Below are 17,558 nucleotides of genomic sequence, written 5' to 3'. Positions count from 1 at the left end.
CCTGGGAGGACGTCACCCCCGAGTGGATGACCGCCGCGCTGGACCGGGAGATCCCCGGCGCGGTGGTGGACACGGTGACGGTCGCCATGCGCGATGACGGCACCAACCGGCGGGCCCGGCTGGCGTTGACCTACTCGGCGGGCCGCGGTCCCGAGACGGTGTTCGTCAAGGCCGTCGACCCCGATCACAAGGCCCTGATCAAGATGACCAGCGGTCTGCTGCACGAACCTCGGCTGTTCACCTCCGATGTGGCGCTGCCGCTGGAACATCCGCTGGTGTACGCGGCCCCGATCGACGAGGCCGACGAAGATTTCCTGCTGGTGATGGAGGATCTCACCGCACGGGACGCGGACCCGCGAGACGCCACCCGGCCGTTGTCCGTCGAGCAGGCGGCCAACGGAGTGCGCGGGCTGGCCCGGTTGCACGGCGAGTTCTGGGGGCACCGGGTGGCCCGACCCGGCCTGGAATGGCTGGAGCCGTTCGTGGCCTGGGACGGTATGCAGTGGGCCCCGTTGCCCGCCGCGCTGGAACGCCTCGGTGACGATGCGCCGCCGTCGGTGCAGGCGCTGGGCATCGAGCACCTGGTCGAAGGCATCTGGAAACCGTTCATCGCGACGCTGACCGCCCCGGGTGCGCCGCAGACCCTGCTGCACGGGGATCCGCACATCGGCAACACCTACCTGCTCCCGGACGGCGATGTGGGCTTCCTGGACTGGCAGGTCGCCCGGCACGGGCACTTCGCACTGGACCTGGGCTACTTCCTGCAGGGTGCGCTGACCACCGAGGACCGCCGGGCAGCCGAGCGCGACCTGCTGGGGGAGTACCGGGACGCGTTGGGGCTGCCTCCCGAGGAATTGCCGTCGGCCGAGGAGATCTGGCTGCGTTACCGCGCCTCGGTGGCGCACGGTCTGATGACCTGGCTGGCCACCGCCAGCGCCGGCGAGTTGTGGCAGCGCCCGGACATCGCGCTGGCCCTCGCGCAGCGCTACAGCGCGGCCTACGAGGACCTGCAGACCGCGCAGGCGCTGGAGGTGCTGAGCCCCTAAGGTGGTGGCGTGACGAGCGGGAGCCGACGGTGATCGACCAGCTCCTCGTTGTCGTGTTCGCCCTGTGCGCAGCCATTTTCATGGCCATCGGCATCGTGGTGCGCCAACGGGCGACGCTGGATGTGCCGGAGGAACACGGCATCAGCGTCGTCATGGTGGCGACCCTGCTGCGCCGTCCGCTCTGGTGGGCGGGCACCGCGGCCGCGGTCGCCGGCTTCGTCTTCCAGGCGCTGGCCCTGGACAACGGATCGCTGATCGTCGTGCAGCCGCTGCTGGTGTCGGCGCTGCTGTTCGCCCTCCCGCTCAGTGCCCGGCTCGCGCACCGGCGGGTCTCCGGTGGGGCGTGGTTGTGGGCGGTGTTGCTGACCGTCTCGCTGGCGATCTTCGTGTTGCTTGCGCACCCCCGGGTCACCGAGCGGGTCGCGCCGGTACGCACCATCGTGGCGGTGGTGGCGGTGTGCTCGGTGGTGGTGATCGGATGCGTGCTGCTCGCGGTGCGCCGCTCCGGCTGGCAACGCGCGGTGCCGCTGGCCGTCGCGGTGGGGCTGATGTTCGGTCTGGTCGCGGTGCTGACCAAGATCCTGATGCAGGAACTGGACAAGAACCCGGCCGCCCAGGTGCTGGCGACCCCGCTGCCCTACGCGCTGGTGCTGCTCGGCGTGCTGGCCACCCTGCTGCAGCAATCGGCGTTCCATGCCGGGTCGCTGCAGACCTCGGTGCCGACCATGTTGGTCGTCGAACCGATCGCCGCCGTGCTGCTCGGTGTCTTCATCCTGGGCGAGACGCTGACGGCGAACGGGTGGGAGGCGGTCGTGCTGACCGCCGCGGTGGTGGCCATGACGGCCGCCACCATCGCCCTCGGGCGTGATGAGGGCGCCTACGAGGAAGAGCTCGAAGCGCAAGCGCGTACCCCCTGAACTGGGCATTTCACACAGGAAATCGTCAGGTCACGGACAGCCGGGCATATCTTTAGTTTTGTTAACGTTGTATCTGGCGGTCGGTGCGGACGTTGAGGTCCCCGGCCACAGATAGCGATAGAGCTCGAAGAACGTCCCGAAGGATCGCCCGTGTTCCCCGAAACAAACTCCCCAGAAACCCAATCCCCGGAAACCGTCGACGACCGCCCGCAGCGGCGCCTGGCCCACCTGTACGCCACCGATCCGGAGTTCGCGGCCGCCGCGCCGAGCGCGGAGGTGAACGCCGCCGCCGGCGCGCCCGGTCTGCGTCTCGCCGACATCGTGCGCACCGTGCTCGACGGCTACGCCGACCGGCCCGCGCTGGGCGCCCGCGCGGTCGAGTTCGTCACCGACGAATCCGGCCACACCGTCGCCGCGCTGCAACCACGGTTCGACACGATCACCTACGGCGAGTTGGCCCAGCGGGTGCGGGCCTTGGCCGACGCCTGGCGCGGCGCCCCCGTGCACCCCGGTGACCGGGTCGCCATCCTCGGCTTCACCAGCGTGGACTATGCCGTCGTCGACATCGCCCTGACCCAGCTCGAGGCGGTGTCGGTGCCGCTGCAGACCAGCGCGTCGGCGGCCGCGCTCGCCCCGATCATCACCGAGACCGAACCCGTCCTGATCGCCTCGGGCATCGACTACCTCGCCGACGCGGTGGAACTGGCGCTCGGCTCGGGAGCGACTCGGCTCGCGGTGTTCGACTATCACCCCGAGGTCGATGCGCAGCGTGCCGCCTACCAGGCCGCCGCCGCCCGATTGGACGGCCGGATCACCGTGGAGACGCTCGGCGAGGTGCTGGCTCGGGGTGCCTCCGGTGCCGCCACCGCGGTGCCGGCCGAACCGGATCCGCTCTCGCTGCTGATCTACACCTCCGGCAGCACCGGGGCACCCAAGGGCGCGATGTACCCGCAGAGCAAGGTCGCCGACATCTGGCGGCCCGCGGCCAACTCGCACTGGGATGACAGCCAGGGGCTGGTGCCCTCCATCGTGCTGAGCTTCATGCCGATGAGCCACGTCATGGGCCGCGGCGTCCTCTACGGCGCGCTGGCCAGCGGTGGCACCGTGAACTTCGCGGCGCGCGCCGACCTCTCGACGTTCCTGGAGGACCTGGCCCTGACCCGGCCCACCCAGTTGAACTTCGTGCCGCGCATCTGGGACATGCTGTTCAACGAGTACCAGAGCCGGATTGCCCACGGCGGCAACGAAGCCGATGTGCTCGAGGACATGCGGGCCAACCTGCTCGGCGGCCGGTACGTCAGTGCGGTGACCGGGTCCGCGCCGATCGCGCCGGAGCTGCGGGCCTGGGTGGAGACGCTGCTGGAGATGCACCTGCTCGAGGGGTACGGCTCGACCGAGGCCGGTGCGGTGTTCATCGACGGTCGGATCGCCCGGCCGCCGGTGCTGGAGTACAAGCTCGTCGACGTGCCGGAGCTGGGCTACCGGCGCACCGATGTGCCGCATCCGCGCGGGGAACTGCTGGTCAAGTCCGAGCAGATGTTCCCCGGGTACTACCGGCGTCCCGACGTCACCGCGCAGGTCTTCGACGAGGACGGTTTCTACCGGACCGGTGACATCGTGGCCGAACTCGGACCCGATCTCGTCGCCTACGTCGACCGGCGCAACAACGTGCTGAAGCTGTCGCAGGGCGAGTTCGTCACCGTGTCCAAGCTGGAGGCGGTGTTCACCACGGCACCGCTGGTGCACCAGATCTACCTGTACGGCAACAGTGCCCGGCCCTACCTGCTGGCGGTGGTGGTGCCCACCGATCCGGCGGCGACCAAACAGGACATCGCCGCCGCCCTGCAGGAGGCCGCGCGAACCGCGAACCTGCAGTCCTACGAACTGCCCCGGGACTTCCTCATCGAGACCACCCCGTTCTCCCTGGAGAACGGCCTGCTGACCGGCATCCGGAAGTTGGCCTGGCCCAAGCTGAAAGAACGCTACGGCGCCGAACTCGAACAGCTCTACACCGACCTTGCCGACGGCCAGGCTCAGGAACTGCAGGCGTTGCGGGCCGCCGGGGCCACCGCGCCGGTGCTGGACACCGTCGGCCGCGCCGCCGTCGCCCTGCTGGGCGCGGCCAGCGCCGACGTCGCACCCGACACACACTTCACCGACCTCGGCGGAGATTCGCTGTCGGCGTTGACATTCGGGAACCTGCTCGCCGACATCTTCGATGTCGAGGTGCCGGTTTCGGTGATCGTGAGCCCGGCATCGGATCTGCGGGCCATCGCCGAGCACATCGAGACCCAGCGCGCCGGCGGTACCGGACGGCCGACATTCGCATCGATTCACGGGGCGGGGGCCACCGAGGTGCACGCGGCCGACCTCACCCTGGACAAGTTCATCGACCCCGCGACTCTTGCTGCCGCACCGTCGCTTCCGAAGGCCGGGAGCGAGATCCGCACCGTGCTGCTGACCGGTGCGACCGGTTTCCTCGGGCGCTACCTTGCGCTGGAATGGCTGGAGCGGATGAGTCTGGTGGGCGGCAAGGTGATCTGCCTGGTCCGTGCCCGCAGCGATGCCGAGGCCCGCGCCCGGCTGGACGCGACGTTCGAGACCGGCGACCCGAAACTGGTGGCGCACTACCGCGACCTCGCCGCCGGCCACCTGGAGGTGATCGCCGGGGACAAGGGCGAGGCGAATCTCGGTCTGGACCACGCGGTCTGGCAGCGGCTGGCCGACACGGTGGATCTCATCGTGGACCCGGCGGCACTGGTGAACCACGTCCTGCCCTACAGCGAACTGTTCGGGCCCAACGCACTGGGCACCGCCGAGCTGATCCGGATCGCGCTGACCGGCAAGATCAAGCCGTTCGTGTACGTCTCGACGATCGGTGTCGGCGCGGGGATCGAAGCCGGCCGATTCGTCGAGGACGCCGACATCCGGGACATCTCGGCCACCAGGGTCATCGACGACAGCTACGCCAACGGGTACGGCACCAGCAAGTGGGCCGGAGAGGTGCTGTTGCGGGAGGCACACGATCTGGCCGGGCTGCCGGTCTCGGTGTTCCGGTGCGACATGATCCTGGCCGACACCAGCTACGCCGGACAGCTGAACGTGGCGGACATGTTCACCCGGATGATGTTCAGCCTGGTCGCCGCCGGCATCGCGCCGCGCTCGTTCAATCAGCTTGATGCCGAGGGCAATCCGCAGCGCAGCCACTATGACGGGCTGCCGGTGGAGTTCATCGCCGAGGCCATCTCGACGCTGGGCACCCGGGCGGCGCTCGAGGACCGCAGTTTCGAGACCTATCACGTGATGAACCCGTACGACGACGGCATCGGGATGGACACCTTCGTGGACTGGCTGGTCGAGGCCGGTTACCGGATCGAGCGGGTCGCCGACTACGGCGAGTGGCTGGCCCGGTTCGAGACCGCGCTGCGCGCCCTGCCGGACCGTCAACGGCAGGCGTCACTGCTGCCGTTGCTGCACAACTACGCCGCTCCCGGCGTCCCGGTGAACGGGGCGATGGCACCCACCGACGTGTTCCGTGCGGCGGTGCAGGACGCGAAGATCGGACCGGACAAGGACATACCGCATGTGAGCCGCGAGGTGATCGTCAAGTACGTCACCGATCTGGAGCTGCTGGGGTTGCTCTAGTACCCCTCGACCGGTTCGCCTCGACTAGTTCACCTCGACGTAGACGGTGCGCCCGGCCAGCGCGTTGTACACGTAGTCGCGGTCCTCGTCGTCGATGATCCAGTTCTGGCTGTAGTCCTGGCCGTGGCGGACGCCGACCACGTTCGCCTCGGTCAGCGGTCGGTTACTGAGCCGGCTGACGATCACCCGGTAGCCCTGGGCCCGAAGCTCGTCGATGGTCTGCTGGGCGTTGCCCACCGGGGCCGGGCTTGCGGCGGCCGTCCCGACGGGGCCGGCGGCGAGTCCGATCACGCCGGCCACCAGCGCGCCCGCGGTCCGCACGGCGAATGCGTGCCTGCTCATGGTGGTGCCTCTCTCCTCGATCTGGGAAGTGGAACCGGCTGGTCGGCGGTTTGATTCCGTCATGCTCGCCAGGACGCCCAGTGCCCGACTGCGATCGCCACCACCGGGCCGTCCAGCGCGGTGCGCTGGTACTGGGGGTACTTGGCCCGCAGCACGCCGTACCCGATGGCCATCTGCTCACCGTCGTGGTGCACGGTGGCCAGCCCGTCTGCGCGCACCCACCACAGCCGGTCCCAGTCCTCGCTGTAGTGATCCACCAGCAGGCTGACCCGCGGATTCGCTCCGATATTGGCCAGTCGGCGCAGCTTCTGAGTGGATTTACGTTTCGCGTCGACGGCGGTGTAGACGGTGTCCCCCTCGACCGCAAAAACGACCGGCACCAGGTGCGGAACCGCGTCGATCGAGCATGTGGCCAGCACGGCGACCGGGGCGCCGGCGAACAGTTCGAGTGGGTCGACACCTTCGGACACAACCCGATGGTAGTAGCGTCGGTTCGTTTACTGCGATGTCACTGACCGGCCAGAACGCTTGGCCTCCTGTCCATCGGAAGGTTTCGGCCATGAAGCGATCGATGGTGGGCCTGGCCACCGCTGCCCTGCTCACCGGCCTGGCGGCCTGCACCCCCGCCGAGAAGCGGGAGTCCGACGACGCCGATGCGCGCACCGCGACCTCGGCCGCCGACTTCGGTGGCATGGAGGGACTGATCGAAGCGGCCCAGGCCGAGGGCGAACTCAACGTCATCGCGCTGCCGCCGGACTGGGCGAACTACGGCGAGATCATCGAGCGGTTCAGCCAGAAGTACGCCATCAAGGTCAACTCGGCGCAGCCGGGAGCGAGCAGTCAGGAGGAGATCGACGCCGCGGTGCAGCAGAAGGGCCGCAGCACCGCGCCGGACGTCTTCGACCTGGGACAGTCGGTGGCGCTGGCCAACACCGAGATGTTCGCCCCCTACAAGGTCGAGCACTTCGCCGAGATCTCGGACGCCTTCAAGCATCCGGACGGACTGTGGGTCAACGACTACGGCGGATACATGTCGATCGGCTACGACTCGGCCAAGGTGCCGACCATCGCCGGTGTCGACGACCTGCTCAAGCCCGAGTTCGCCGGCGCGATCGCACTCAACGGTGACCCGCGGCAGGCCGGTTCGGCCTTCTCCGGGGTGATGATGGCATCCATCGCCCAGGGCGGGTCGCCCGATGACATCGGCCCCGGGGTGGAGTTCTTCTCACGACTCGCCGCGGCGGGCAACCTGCTGGCGGTCAACCCCACTCCGGCCACCATCGCCTCCGGCCAGACCCCGGTGGTCATCGACTGGGACTACCTGAATGTGGAGCAGTCCAAGAAGGTCCCGGGCTGGAAGGTCATCATCCCGCACAATGCCGCGGTCGCCGGGTACTACTTCCAGGCGATCAACGCCGACGCCCCGCACCCGGCCGCGGCCCGGCTCTGGCAGGAATTCCTGTACAGCGACGAAGGGCAGAACCTGTACCTCAGTGGTGGCGCCCGGCCGGTGCGGGCCGACTCGATGGTCACCAGGGGCAGCATCGACCGGGTCGTCTACGGCGGACTGCCCCCGGTGGACGGGGCGGCGACGTTCGTCTCGGTGGACCAGAACGAGGCCGCGACGAAGTACCTGGAGGCCAACTGGCCCCCGGCGGTCGGCTGACCGGGAAGTCAGACGGCCTTGACCGGTTCGATGCCCAGATCCTTGTAGGTCACCAGCGCCACGAACGGCACGCCGAGGCCGCCGAACAGTTCGGCGGCGACATCGCCGCGGTCCACCATCGGGATCACCCCGGTCACCACGGCACCCGCCGCGGTGACCCGTTCATACGCCTTGAGGGTGGAGCCTCCGGTGCTGATCACGTCGTCGACCAGCAGCACCCGGGTGCCGGGCTCGATGCGGGTGCCCTCGATCCACTGCTCACGGCCGCGGGACTTCTGCTCCTTGCGCACCGAGAACCAGGCGGCGCCGGTGACCATCGACACCCCGTGGGCCAGCGGATCGGCACCCATGGTCAGGCCGCCGACCGCGTCGAACTCGATGCCGTTGAGGGCCGCCAGGTCGGCCACCGCGCGGCTGACGATGGACAGCCGCTCGCCGTTGTCGATGGCGTACTTGCCGTCGATGTAATCATGGCTGAGCTGGCCACTGACGAGCCTGAACGGCTCGGCGCGGTGTTCGTAACCGCGCGTTTGGATCAGCTCGAAAGCCGCTTGCCAGGTCTCCGGGCGCTGCATAGTCCGAAATCGTATTGCACGGCGGGACAGCGGCTCAGCCCTGCCGTGCCCTTTGGGTCAACTCGACTGCCGCCGAACGTAATTCATCGATGCTGTTGATCGGCTGCGGATACCCGGCCCGGGTGTAGGCCACCCCGCGGGGGGTGGTCACCCGCAGATCGAGCCCGTACCGGTCGGCTGCGGTGCAGGTCGCGGCGGTGGCGTCGGGAAATCCGCCCAGTTTCTGCGCCATCGCGGTCAGTGCGTCGGCGTGGTCGGCGTTGAGGTGCGCGACCGCCCCGGCGGCGTGCGGCGAGACGGGGTCGGCCGCGGCGGCGGTGTATTCCGCACCACTCGTCGAATCCATCCGCCCGTACCCGCCGACCCAGCGGACCCGCTGGACCTGCAGCACCCAGAGGGCGAAATCGCTGTAGTCGATGTAGTACCTGGCGGCCGGCACCGCCGCCAGATGCGCCTGCCGGGCCGCCTCCAGCATGTCGCCTTCTGGCCGCACCACGGTCCCGGCCAGGGTGACCCGGCCCGACGCCAGCGGGTCATCCGGCACGTCAGGCGCCACGATGGCGATGCTGGCGCGTTGATCACCGGCCAGGTTGCGTCCGTGCTCGGCCATGTTCGACACGCACAGCACCGGCGCGCCGTCGAGCAGGCCGTAGGTCACGAACGAGGCCCAGGGGTCACCGTCGGCGGTCAGGGTGGCCAGCGTGCCCGCGTTGGTGGACGCGGCGATGGTGCGCGCCTCCTCGGCGGCCGACGGGCGCTGCGGGTTCGTCACGGCCGTCAGCGGCGGTGGGACGGTGGGGGCGTCGCCGGGGTCGCCGTGATCACGCAATTCAGCCACGTCGGCACCATACCCAACCCGTCTGGTGTATCACCCCGTCGCGCCGGGTACGGGTAAAGATCATGAGCATGAACCTGCCGTTCGAGCGCTGGCTGCCCTCACAACGCTGGTATTCGGGTCGGGGGCGGGAGATCGCGACGGCCCGGCCGGCGACGGTGGTGGCGCTGGACCGCGATCTGGATCTGGTGGTGCTGCAGGTCGACTACACCGACGGCGCGGCCGAGACCTATCAGGTGCTGGTGCGCTGGGACAGCGGGGCGGAGCCGGCGCGTATCGGGTCGGACGGCGGACGCACCGGATACGACGCGATGGTCGATCCGCAGGCCGCCGGGCGGCTGCTGGCGCTGGTGGCCGCCTCCGAGCAGATCGACGCGGTGCGGTTCTGCCGCGAACCGGGAGCGGATCTGGGGCCCGGTACCCCGGTGCGCGTGATGAGCGCCGAGCAGTCCAACACCAGCGTGGTGTTCGGCGAGCAGAGCATCCTCAAGGTGTTCCGCCGGCTCATCCCGGGTATCAACCCCGATATCGAGCTGACCCGCGCGCTGGCCGGTAACCCGTACATCACCCCGCTGCTCGGATCATACGAAATCGACTGGGATTCAGAGCAATACATGCTCGGGATGGTGAGTACGTTCGCGCGCGACTCCACCGACGGCTGGCAGCTGGCGACGGCGCCCGCCGGTGACGACTTCGGCGCGGAATCGCACCGGCTCGGGCAGGCCGTGGCATCGGTGCACCGGGATCTCGCCGAGCGGTTGGGCACCCGGGTCAAGCCCTTCCCGGCGCAGACCATGATCGACCGATTGCGGGCGGTCGCGGTGCAGGTGCCCGATCTTCGTGACCGGTTGACCGAGATCGAACAGCGCTACCGGGCACTGGCCGACGAGCCGTCGACCGAGCAACGCATCCACGGTGACCTGCACCTCGGGCAGGTGCTGCACACCGCGGCCGGCTGGCTGGTGATCGATTTCGAGGGTGAGCCGGGACAGCCCCTGCAGGAGCGGCGCCGGCCGGATTCCCCGCTGCGGGACGTGGCCGGGATGCTGCGCTCCTACGACTACGCCGCCCATCAACGGCAGACCTCGGGGCAGGACCGGGACGCCGCCCGGGGCTGGGCGGAGCGCAACAGCGCGGCCTTCTGTGACGGCTACATCGCGGGCAGCGCCATCGACCCGCGGCAGGCGTCCGCTGTGCTGCGCGCCTACGAATTGGACAAGGCCGTCTACGAAGCGGGATACGAGGCCCGCTACCGGCCGTCCTGGTTGCCCATTCCGCTGAGCGCCATCGACCGTCTGCTGGCGGTATAGATCGCCGAGCCCGGGGGTCAGCGCACCAGCCTGCGCAGCAGCGCGGCCGCGGTCAGCACCCCGGCGACGGCGGCCACCGCCAGCACGGTGACGTCCAGCCAGATGTTGCCCGGCGTGCCGATCAGCAGGCCGCGCAACGCGTTCACCTCGTAACTGAGCGGGTTGACCGCGGACAGCCAGCGCAGCCACTGCGGCATCACCTCGACCGGGTAGAGGGCGTTGGAGGCGAAGAACAGCGGCATGGTGATGGCCTGACCGATACCCATCAACCGGTCCCGATTGCGGACCAGCCCGGCCAGCGTCATCGACAGGCAGGCGAAGAACGCCGAGCCGAGCACCACCACCGCCATCGCGCCCAGGATGCGCAGCGGGTTGAGCGTCATGTGCACGCCGATCAGGTAGGCCAGCGCGACCACCCCGATCACCTGCACCACCGACCGGATGCCCGCGGCAAAGGCCTTCCCGGTGATCAGCGCGGTCGGCGGGGCCGGGGTCACCATGAGTTTGGCAAGGATGCCGGCGTCCCGGTCCCAGATGATCTGGATGCCGTAGAAGATCGAGATGAACAGTGCGGACTGGGCGATGATGCCCGGCGCCAGGAAGGCCAGGTACGGCACGTCGCCGGTGTCGATGACCTTCAGATTGTTGAAGGTCTGGCCGAAGATCAGCAGCCACAGCGCGGGTTGCACCATCCGGGTGAACAACTCGGTGCGGTCGTGGCGCAGCTTCTGCAGTTCGACGCGCGCGAAGGCGCCCATCCGGGTGCCGAGGCCGGGCAGCCGGCGCCAGCCCCGCGGCGCCCGGATCAAGGTGATGCTGGGTTCAGCTGACACGGCGGGCCGTCCTTCGTGCGGCGCGGACCTCGCGGAGCCCGGCGGGTGCGCCCGCGTCGAGATCGGAGCCGGCGTAGTGCCGGAAGACGTCCTCCAGCGTCGCGTTCGGGCCGACCTCGTCGTGCAGGCCCGCCTTCAGTTCGGCCGGGGTGCCGTCGGCCTGCAGCTCACCGTGGTGCATCAGCAGCACGCGGTCGCACAGCGCGTCGGCCTCGCCCATGTAGTGGGTGGTGAGCAGGACCGCCATGCCGAACTCGGCCTGCATCCGGTCGACCTGTTCCCAGACGCTGTCGCGGGCAATGGGATCCAGCCCGACGGTGGGTTCGTCCAGCAGCAGCAGCGCGGGCCGGTTCACCAGGGCCTGGGCCAGCTCGAGGCGGCGCACCATGCCGCCGGAATAGGTGCTCGCGGGGTTGTCGGCGACCTCGGAGAGCTGCATGGCGTCCAGCGCGCCGGCCACCCGGTCCGCCCGCTCGCGGCGCGGCACATCGTAGAGCCGGGCGAACAGCTCGACGTTCTGGCGTCCCGTCAGTGCCGATTCGATGGAAAGTTGTTGCGGCACATAACCGATATTGTGGCGGATATCCATGGTCTGCCGGCGGGAGTCGAGGCCGAAGATACGTACCTCACCCTGCTGTGCCGGTGTCAGGGTGGTCAGCACCCGGATCACCGTCGTCTTGCCGGCGCCGTTCGGTCCCAGCAGTCCCACGGTCTCGCCCGGTGCGACCTGCAGGTCGAGTCCGGAGACCGCGGTGAACTTGCCGTAGCGGTGGAACAGGCCCCGGCAGTCGATGGCCGGTGGCTGGGTCATGGCTGGTCCTCCTGCAGTATCCGGGTCAGCTCGCCGATGACGGCCAAACCCTTTGCCAGATCCTCGATCTGGGTGTCGTCTAGGGCCCGCAGCGCCCCGTCCAGCGCGGCTCGGCGGGCCAGCCGGGACCGGTCGGCGACGACTTGCGCGGCGGCGGTGAGCCGCAGCCGGCCGACCCGCCGATCGGCGCCGTCCACTGAGCGGATCAGCAGATTCTCGGCCGTCAGCCGCGACACCAGGGTGGAGGCGGTGTTGGCCGCCAGGCCGAGTTCGGCGGCGGCCTCGCGGACCGAGATGTCGGGGCGGCGGCCGACGAGTCGCAATAGTTCGGTCTGCGACTGGGTCAGCCCGGTGCGGTCGAATCCGCCACCGGTGGACCGTCGTAGTTGCCGACGGAAACGGCCGACCACGCCGAACAGTTGGCCGGCCAGATCCGTGCGGGTGTCCACCCCGGACACGATACCTCTGTTACAGACATATATGGCGGGTGGATGATGACCCGGGAGATGATGACCACGTGCCCGGGTACCGAACGCTGCTGTCCACCGTCGAGGGCGGGGTCGCCGTCATCACGCTGAACCGGCCCGCACAGCGCAACGCCGTCGGCGACGGCATGCGCCACGAACTCGCCGATGCCCTGACCCGGTACGACACCGACGACGCCGTCCGTGCCATCGTGCTGACCGGCGCACCGCCCGCGTTCTGCGCCGGCGCCGACCTGGGTGCCGGTGAGCAGACCTTCACCGCACCCGGCGACGGGTTCAGCGCCGCGGGCTTCCCGGTGCCGGCGTGGACGCTGAACAAACCGGTGATCGCCGCGGTGAACGGGCACGCGATCGGGCTCGGGCTGACCTTGGCGCTGCAGTGCGACATCCGGTTCTTCGCCGCCGACGCCAAGTACGGCATCGTGCAGGTGCGCCGCGGAGTGGTCGGCGACGCCTACTCGCACTGGGTGCTCCCGCGGCTGGTCGGCATCGCGACCGCGGCCGAGATCCTGTTGACCGGAGCGATGTTCGACGGTCACCGCGCCGTGCAGATGGGCCTCGGCAGCCGAGTGCTGCCCGCCGAGGAGGTGCTGCCCGCGGCGCTGGCGGTGGCGCGCGACATCGCCGGCAACACCGCGCCGATGTCGGTGGCCGCCAGTAAGCGGCTGCTGTGGGACTCCTTCGACCTCGGCCGTGACGAGGTCGGCGCCCGGGAGACCGCGATCCACCTGCATCTGATGGCGCACGATGACGCGGCCGAGGGGGTGCGGGCGCAGCTGGCCGGTCGCCCGCCGCGCTGGACCGGCCGGCCGGTGGACCCTACTCGGTGATCTCGACGCCGCGGGCCCGCAGCACCGCCAGCGCCTCGGCGGTGGACTCCGCGGCCACCCCGGCGCACAGCGGAAGCAGCACCCGGGTGCGCAGACCCGCCGCCACCGCATCCACCGCCGTCGCCCGCACGCAGTAGTCGGTGGCGATGCCGACGACGTCCACGCTGTGGACACCGCGCCGGGCCAGCCAGTCGGTCAGCGTCGTGCCGTCGGCGTCGGTGCCCTCGAAACCGCTGTAGGCGGCGGAGAATTCGCCCTTGGTGAAGACGGACTGCACCGCGGCAGGGTCGAAGTCCTCGTGGAAATCCACCCCCGGGGTGCCGACCACACAGTGCCGGGGCCAGGACACCCGGTAGTCCGGGGTATCCGAGAAGTGCTCGCCCGGGTCGATGTGGAAGTCCATGGTGGCGACCACGTGGTCGTAATCGTGTTCGGTCAGCAGCTCGCTGATGCCGCGCGCGACGGCGGCACCCCCGGCGACCGCGAGGGACCCGCCCTCGCAGAAGTCCTTCTGCACATCAACCACGATCAGCGCACGCATATCTCAACCGTAGTCCCCTCAACCACCGAACAGCAGATACAGCCCGGTGAACGTGTATCCGACCATCACCAGCATCATCGCCAGCTGACCGGTCATCTGGTGGCCCCGGGGTAGCACCCGCAGCGCCCGGTCGTGCGCGGCCACCACCGCCGCGACGTGCCCGAGCAACACGAAGCCCACCTTGGCCGAGGCCAGCACCGTCGGATGTGACGACAACAGGTAATACACCTGCGCGTCAGGCGATCCCAGCAGCGCGTGGACGGTCTGCTGGCCCTTCTCGACCAGATAGGTGAGGTAGTGCGCGAAGACGTAACCGATGACGATCGGGATGAGTGAGTGCGCCATCAGCCCGGGCAGGGAACGGCGCCCGGCGCGGTCCACGCCACCGGTGGCCACGGCGGCCAGTGAGAAGGTGAGCGCCACCGTGGCCACGAACAACAGCAGGCCCGCGGTCTTGAGCGCGGTGGCGCCCCAGGGACCCGCGGTATGGGTGTCGACGAAGGTGCGCCACGCCGGCATCGCGGAGAAGCTGTCGAAGGCGGTGGAGCCGAGCAGTACTGCCAGCACGGTGACCGTCCCCGGGCGTACCGGAAGCGAGAGCAGGTGGTTGAACGGGTTACCGATCGCGATGCGGCCGTCGGGATTGCGCCGCCACGGCGAGCACCGCGACGCGATCATGCTGTACACCTCGAACGGGTCGGCGTGCGCACACCAGCGCGTTCCGCACAGCACGGCGCCGGCCAGCGTGACAGCCAGGTAGATCGACAGCCAGATCTTCACCGCGGTAAGCGATCCCGGGTCGGGACTGGCCAGTTCCAGCCAGACGAAGGTGAACAGGCCGGCCGCGGCGGGCCAGTAACCCAGCCGGCGCGGGTACCGTCCGCGGGTGATCGGCAGCAACCGCACAACGGTGCGTACCGGGGAGATCGCGCGCCACACCGGCCCGAAGAACAGCGACAGCGCCACCAGCCCGACCCACAGCAGCACGTAGAAGACACCGGGCAGGGCGTTGCGGCCATCCTGTGGACCGACGGCGGCCGCCACGGCCACCCAACCGGTGAACGCCAAGCCCAGGCCGGCCACCAGCCACCGGGTGACCGGCGCATCGATGACCGTGCCCATCCAGTCCGGCAGTGGGCGGCCCGGGGTGTCTGCGTCGAAACGCGGGGTGCGCCAGGCGAATGCCACCACCGCGAAGGTGAGGGTGAGCGTCCACGCCGCGCCGACCACAGCGTAGGTGAACGGGATGGGCAGATCGGCCGAGCCACCGAGTCCGTGCGCGAGGACGGTGGTCACTGCACCGCGATGGTGGCCACGACTCGGTGCAGATCGTGCAGTTCGACATCGACCCGGCCGGGCACCTCGACCTGGAACTGAAACGATTGCAGTGGTTCGGCCTTCACCGCGAAGGTGTGTTCCGGAGTCGCGTGCACGTGCAGTTCGTCAGTCGCGTCGCTGGATACCCGGATGACGATCGGCTGGTTCACGGCGGCCTGCACCTGCTGGTTGGTGGGGGTGACCCGGCCGTCCTCGATGGTGACGTCGATGACCACCCGTTGCGCCGGCGTCTGCTGATCCGGCGGTGGCGGCGCGGGGTTCTCGGTCTCGGTGCACCCGGCGCTCAGCAGGGCGGCCGCCGCGATGACGAACAGGGTTCTCAATCGGTGTCCTTGCTCTCGCGGTCCTGGCTCTGGGGGCTGTCCGGGTCGGGGTTGCGCCGGTCGCGGATCGCCAGCCACGCGACGACCCCGGCCACCACCACCGCCGGTGCGAAGGCCGGCAGCGCCAGCAGCAGTGAATGATCGGCGAGGAGGGTCATCGGGTGGCTGGGTGGGGGTGTCATCGGCTCAGAGCTGCGCGGGCTCTCTGGCGACGGTGTCGGCGCGGGTGCGCATCTCCCGGTCGTTGATCCGTCCCGCGCCCCAACTCAAGGCCGCGATCAGGATCAGCGAGCATGCCAGCACCACCAGGGAGGCGGCAGTGAACAGCCAGCTCGGCACGTCCAGATTTCGTTCCCGTTGCAGCACAGTGATTTCCGCGGTGACATCGCGCGTCATCGATTCCTCGGCGGGAAGCTCGACGGCGCCGATGCCGGGATCGGCGGGCAGGAACACCGGGACCGCGGCCATGGTGCGGCCGTCCTGGATCCGGATCAGCGTCTTCCAGGTGCCCCACACCGGGATGGGGCGGGTGGTGCGGTAGTGCCCGGGGCCCACGCGTTCCAGGTGATCGACGATCAGTCCGCGCTCGTTGTCCAGGCCGCCCTGCCAGGACAGCATGGACACCCACTCGGGATCGTCACCGATCAGATCCGCCGGGGTGACCCGGATGTCGGCACTGACCAGTCGCTCGCCCTGCGGGCTGGGCAGCTCGTCGAGGGTGATCTGCGCGGCGGCGTTCTCCGGCACCGAGATGGTCAGCCCGTTGCCCATCGCGGCGCCGACGGTCAGCACCGTGGCCGCGACCAGACCGGCGCTCACCGCACGGTGCGGTAGGGGCCGGCCGGTGAGCACGGTGGCCAGCAGGCCACCGCACATGCCCATGGTGACGGCGACCGGGACGGACATGATCAGCGCCTCGCCCCACATGCTGGTCGGCCACGGGTACATGAACACCGCGTCGACCCAGAAGGACTCCAGCCACAGCCCGACCGTCGCGATACCCGCCCCGGCGACCGCCCCGAACAGCACCGGCCGTTTGAAAAGCGGTGTCAGCGCGAGAAGTTCCACCACCAAAGCCGGTCCCAGGTACAGCGCGAACCAGCTGTAGGGAGCGCCGAGCACCGGGCCGACCGCAATGGCGACGAGCCCCCGGATCAGCAGGGCGAAGGCCACCGCGGCCAGTGCCGCTCCCTTGCCGAGCGTGATCCGGGCCGCGACCAGGGCCAGGCTCGCGGCGGCCGCGACCAGCATCGGGTGCAGCACCAGCCGGAATTGTTCGACGCCGAAGTCGTATTCGACGGGGAACACCGACAGGCCGATGAGCAGACCACCGAACGCGAAGTACCGCAGGATCTTCCGGGGTGCGACCTCGGCGCCGGGCCCCATCGCCATGCGGCCCTCGTGTTCGAGGAGCAGCACCGCGATCAGGGACAGGCCGGCACCGCCGATCAGCATCAGATGCGTCGGCCCCCAAAGCGTCACGTCCTGGCCGAAGAGGCGGTGCCAGACATCGTCGAGTGGGAAGCCGATCAGGGCGTACAGCCCGCACGCGGCCATCAGGACGCCGCCGACGGGTGCGTACCAGGTCCGGGTGATCCGCAGTGCGGCCGGGCCCGGCTTGTCGTACGGCAGGATGATGGCCAGCGATCCGGCGATGAACAGCAGGAACAGGCCCACGAGGATGAAGTAGTGGGCCGGGTTGGCCAGCGGTCCGGAGTCGCGGCCCTTGCCGATGTGCAGGCTGACGTCCCAGATGAAGCCGAACATCGCGCAGATGATCGTCGAGGTGAACAACAGGGTCGGCAGTGCCACCCAGGGCGGGCGTTTCATCAGGACACCCACCTTGGTGGCCAGGGTGTCCAGCCAGGTGATCCGCCGGGTTCGATGCAGGACGCCGATCCACAACAACGCGGCGGTGACGATCCCGGTCGCCACCGAGACCCCGATGATCTGATCGAGGTCCGCTCCACCACCTTCGCTGCCGGCCTCGGCCAGCAACGATCCCGCCGATAAGAACGATCCGCCCGCCATTGCCACCCCCAGTGAGCTGTGCGCGGTTCT

18 protein-coding genes are annotated in these 17,558 nt (G+C 69.4%); 6 read left to right on the top strand and 12 right to left on the bottom strand.

Annotation, left to right across the window (positions count from 1 at the left end; all coding sequences use genetic code 11):
* The first annotated feature begins 26 nt into the window (after positions 1–26).
* The 3 genes from K0O62_RS28085 to car all read left to right on the top strand — a co-directional run bounded on the left by K0O62_RS28085 (position 27) and on the right by car (position 5,608).
* The gene (locus tag K0O62_RS28085; RefSeq protein WP_073859570.1) at positions 27–1,046 is read left to right on the top strand and encodes a phosphotransferase; all 1,020 of its coding nucleotides are present in this window, start codon (positions 27–29) and stop codon (positions 1,044–1,046) included.
* Positions 1,047–1,075: 29 nt separating this feature from the next.
* A complete protein-coding gene (locus tag K0O62_RS28080; protein ID WP_073859538.1) occupies positions 1,076–1,963 on the top strand; it encodes a DMT family transporter in 888 nt (295 codons plus the stop codon).
* Positions 1,964–2,113: 150 nt separating this feature from the next.
* Complete coding sequence (car, locus tag K0O62_RS28075) at positions 2,114–5,608, top strand: carboxylic acid reductase (RefSeq protein ID WP_073859539.1); 3,495 nt, start codon at positions 2,114–2,116, stop codon at positions 5,606–5,608.
* A 24-nt stretch (positions 5,609–5,632) separates the two neighbouring features.
* On the opposite strand, the gene K0O62_RS28070 is transcribed toward car, so the two are convergent.
* Entirely contained in the window at positions 5,633–5,950 is a 318-nt protein-coding gene (locus K0O62_RS28070) for a hypothetical protein (protein ID WP_073859540.1), read from the bottom strand.
* Positions 5,951–6,009: 59 nt separating this feature from the next.
* Complete coding sequence (locus K0O62_RS28065) at positions 6,010–6,420, bottom strand: TIGR03668 family PPOX class F420-dependent oxidoreductase (protein ID WP_073859541.1); 411 nt, start codon at positions 6,418–6,420, stop codon at positions 6,010–6,012.
* 89 nt (positions 6,421–6,509) lie between these two features.
* Here K0O62_RS28065 and K0O62_RS28060 point away from each other — a divergent pair, with 89 nt between their 5' ends.
* The gene (locus K0O62_RS28060) at positions 6,510–7,616 is read left to right on the top strand and encodes an ABC transporter substrate-binding protein (protein ID WP_073859542.1); all 1,107 of its coding nucleotides are present in this window, start codon (positions 6,510–6,512) and stop codon (positions 7,614–7,616) included.
* 8 nt (positions 7,617–7,624) lie between these two features.
* Here the strand turns inward: K0O62_RS28060 and K0O62_RS28055 are convergent, their stop codons facing one another.
* Together K0O62_RS28055 and K0O62_RS28050 are read right to left on the bottom strand one after the other, a co-directional pair.
* Positions 7,625–8,191 carry an orotate phosphoribosyltransferase gene (locus K0O62_RS28055; RefSeq protein WP_073859543.1) on the bottom strand — a complete coding sequence of 189 codons (567 nt, stop codon included), beginning with the start codon at positions 8,189–8,191 and terminating at the stop codon, positions 7,625–7,627.
* A gap of 34 nt (positions 8,192–8,225) precedes the next feature.
* Complete coding sequence (locus tag K0O62_RS28050; protein WP_073859544.1) at positions 8,226–9,029, bottom strand: HugZ family pyridoxamine 5'-phosphate oxidase; 804 nt, start codon at positions 9,027–9,029, stop codon at positions 8,226–8,228.
* Positions 9,030–9,097: 68 nt separating this feature from the next.
* On the opposite strand from K0O62_RS28050, the gene K0O62_RS28045 reads away from it, so the two are divergent.
* Positions 9,098–10,336, top strand: a complete 1,239-nt coding sequence (locus K0O62_RS28045; RefSeq protein WP_073859571.1) for a maltokinase N-terminal cap-like domain-containing protein — start codon at positions 9,098–9,100, stop codon at positions 10,334–10,336.
* Between the two features lie 17 nt (positions 10,337–10,353).
* Here K0O62_RS28045 and K0O62_RS28040 read toward each other — a convergent pair whose 3' ends face one another.
* The 3 genes from K0O62_RS28040 to K0O62_RS28030 form a co-directional block, all read right to left on the bottom strand.
* On the bottom strand, positions 10,354–11,094 hold the full coding sequence (locus K0O62_RS28040; RefSeq protein ID WP_234800310.1) for an ABC transporter permease: 741 nt from the start codon (positions 11,092–11,094) through the stop codon (positions 10,354–10,356).
* Positions 11,095–11,158: 64 nt separating this feature from the next.
* On the bottom strand, positions 11,159–11,980 hold the full coding sequence (locus tag K0O62_RS28035) for an ATP-binding cassette domain-containing protein (RefSeq protein WP_073859546.1): 822 nt from the start codon (positions 11,978–11,980) through the stop codon (positions 11,159–11,161).
* Entirely contained in the window at positions 11,977–12,438 is a 462-nt protein-coding gene (locus tag K0O62_RS28030) for a MarR family winged helix-turn-helix transcriptional regulator (protein WP_073859547.1), read from the bottom strand. Before K0O62_RS28030 ends, K0O62_RS28035 begins: the two co-directional genes overlap by 4 nt.
* 59 nt (positions 12,439–12,497) lie before the next feature.
* Between K0O62_RS28030 and K0O62_RS28025 the strand changes: the two genes are divergently transcribed.
* On the top strand, positions 12,498–13,295 hold the full coding sequence (locus K0O62_RS28025; protein WP_083603739.1) for an enoyl-CoA hydratase/isomerase family protein: 798 nt from the start codon (positions 12,498–12,500) through the stop codon (positions 13,293–13,295).
* Here K0O62_RS28025 and K0O62_RS28020 read toward each other — a convergent pair.
* Genes K0O62_RS28020 through K0O62_RS28000 form a run of 5 tightly spaced genes read right to left on the bottom strand, consistent with a single transcriptional unit; the run spans position 13,285 to position 17,528 of the window.
* Positions 13,285–13,836 (bottom strand): isochorismatase family protein, encoded by a 552-nt coding sequence (locus tag K0O62_RS28020; protein ID WP_073859548.1) that lies wholly within the window; start codon positions 13,834–13,836, stop codon positions 13,285–13,287. The genes K0O62_RS28025 and K0O62_RS28020 overlap by 11 nt on opposite strands.
* Before the next feature lie 18 nt (positions 13,837–13,854).
* Complete coding sequence (locus K0O62_RS28015) at positions 13,855–15,132, bottom strand: hypothetical protein (protein WP_073859549.1); 1,278 nt, start codon at positions 15,130–15,132, stop codon at positions 13,855–13,857.
* On the bottom strand, positions 15,129–15,497 hold the full coding sequence (locus tag K0O62_RS28010) for a putative periplasmic lipoprotein (protein WP_073859550.1): 369 nt from the start codon (positions 15,495–15,497) through the stop codon (positions 15,129–15,131). The genes K0O62_RS28015 and K0O62_RS28010 overlap by 4 nt, the downstream gene beginning before the upstream one ends.
* Positions 15,494–15,655: a hypothetical protein gene (locus K0O62_RS28005; protein ID WP_097934070.1), complete on the bottom strand. Its 162-nt coding sequence runs from the start codon at positions 15,653–15,655 to the stop codon at positions 15,494–15,496. Before K0O62_RS28005 ends, K0O62_RS28010 begins: the two co-directional genes overlap by 4 nt.
* 28 nt (positions 15,656–15,683) lie before the next feature.
* Entirely contained in the window at positions 15,684–17,528 is a 1,845-nt protein-coding gene (locus K0O62_RS28000; RefSeq protein WP_073859551.1) for a hypothetical protein, read from the bottom strand.
* Positions 17,529–17,558 lie beyond the last annotated feature (30 nt).

The organism is Mycolicibacterium diernhoferi, assembly GCF_019456655.1.
Classification (GTDB): domain Bacteria; phylum Actinomycetota; class Actinomycetes; order Mycobacteriales; family Mycobacteriaceae; genus Mycobacterium; species Mycobacterium diernhoferi.
Note: the sequence above shows the minus strand (reverse complement) of the source record. Positions and strands in the feature narration are given on the sequence as shown.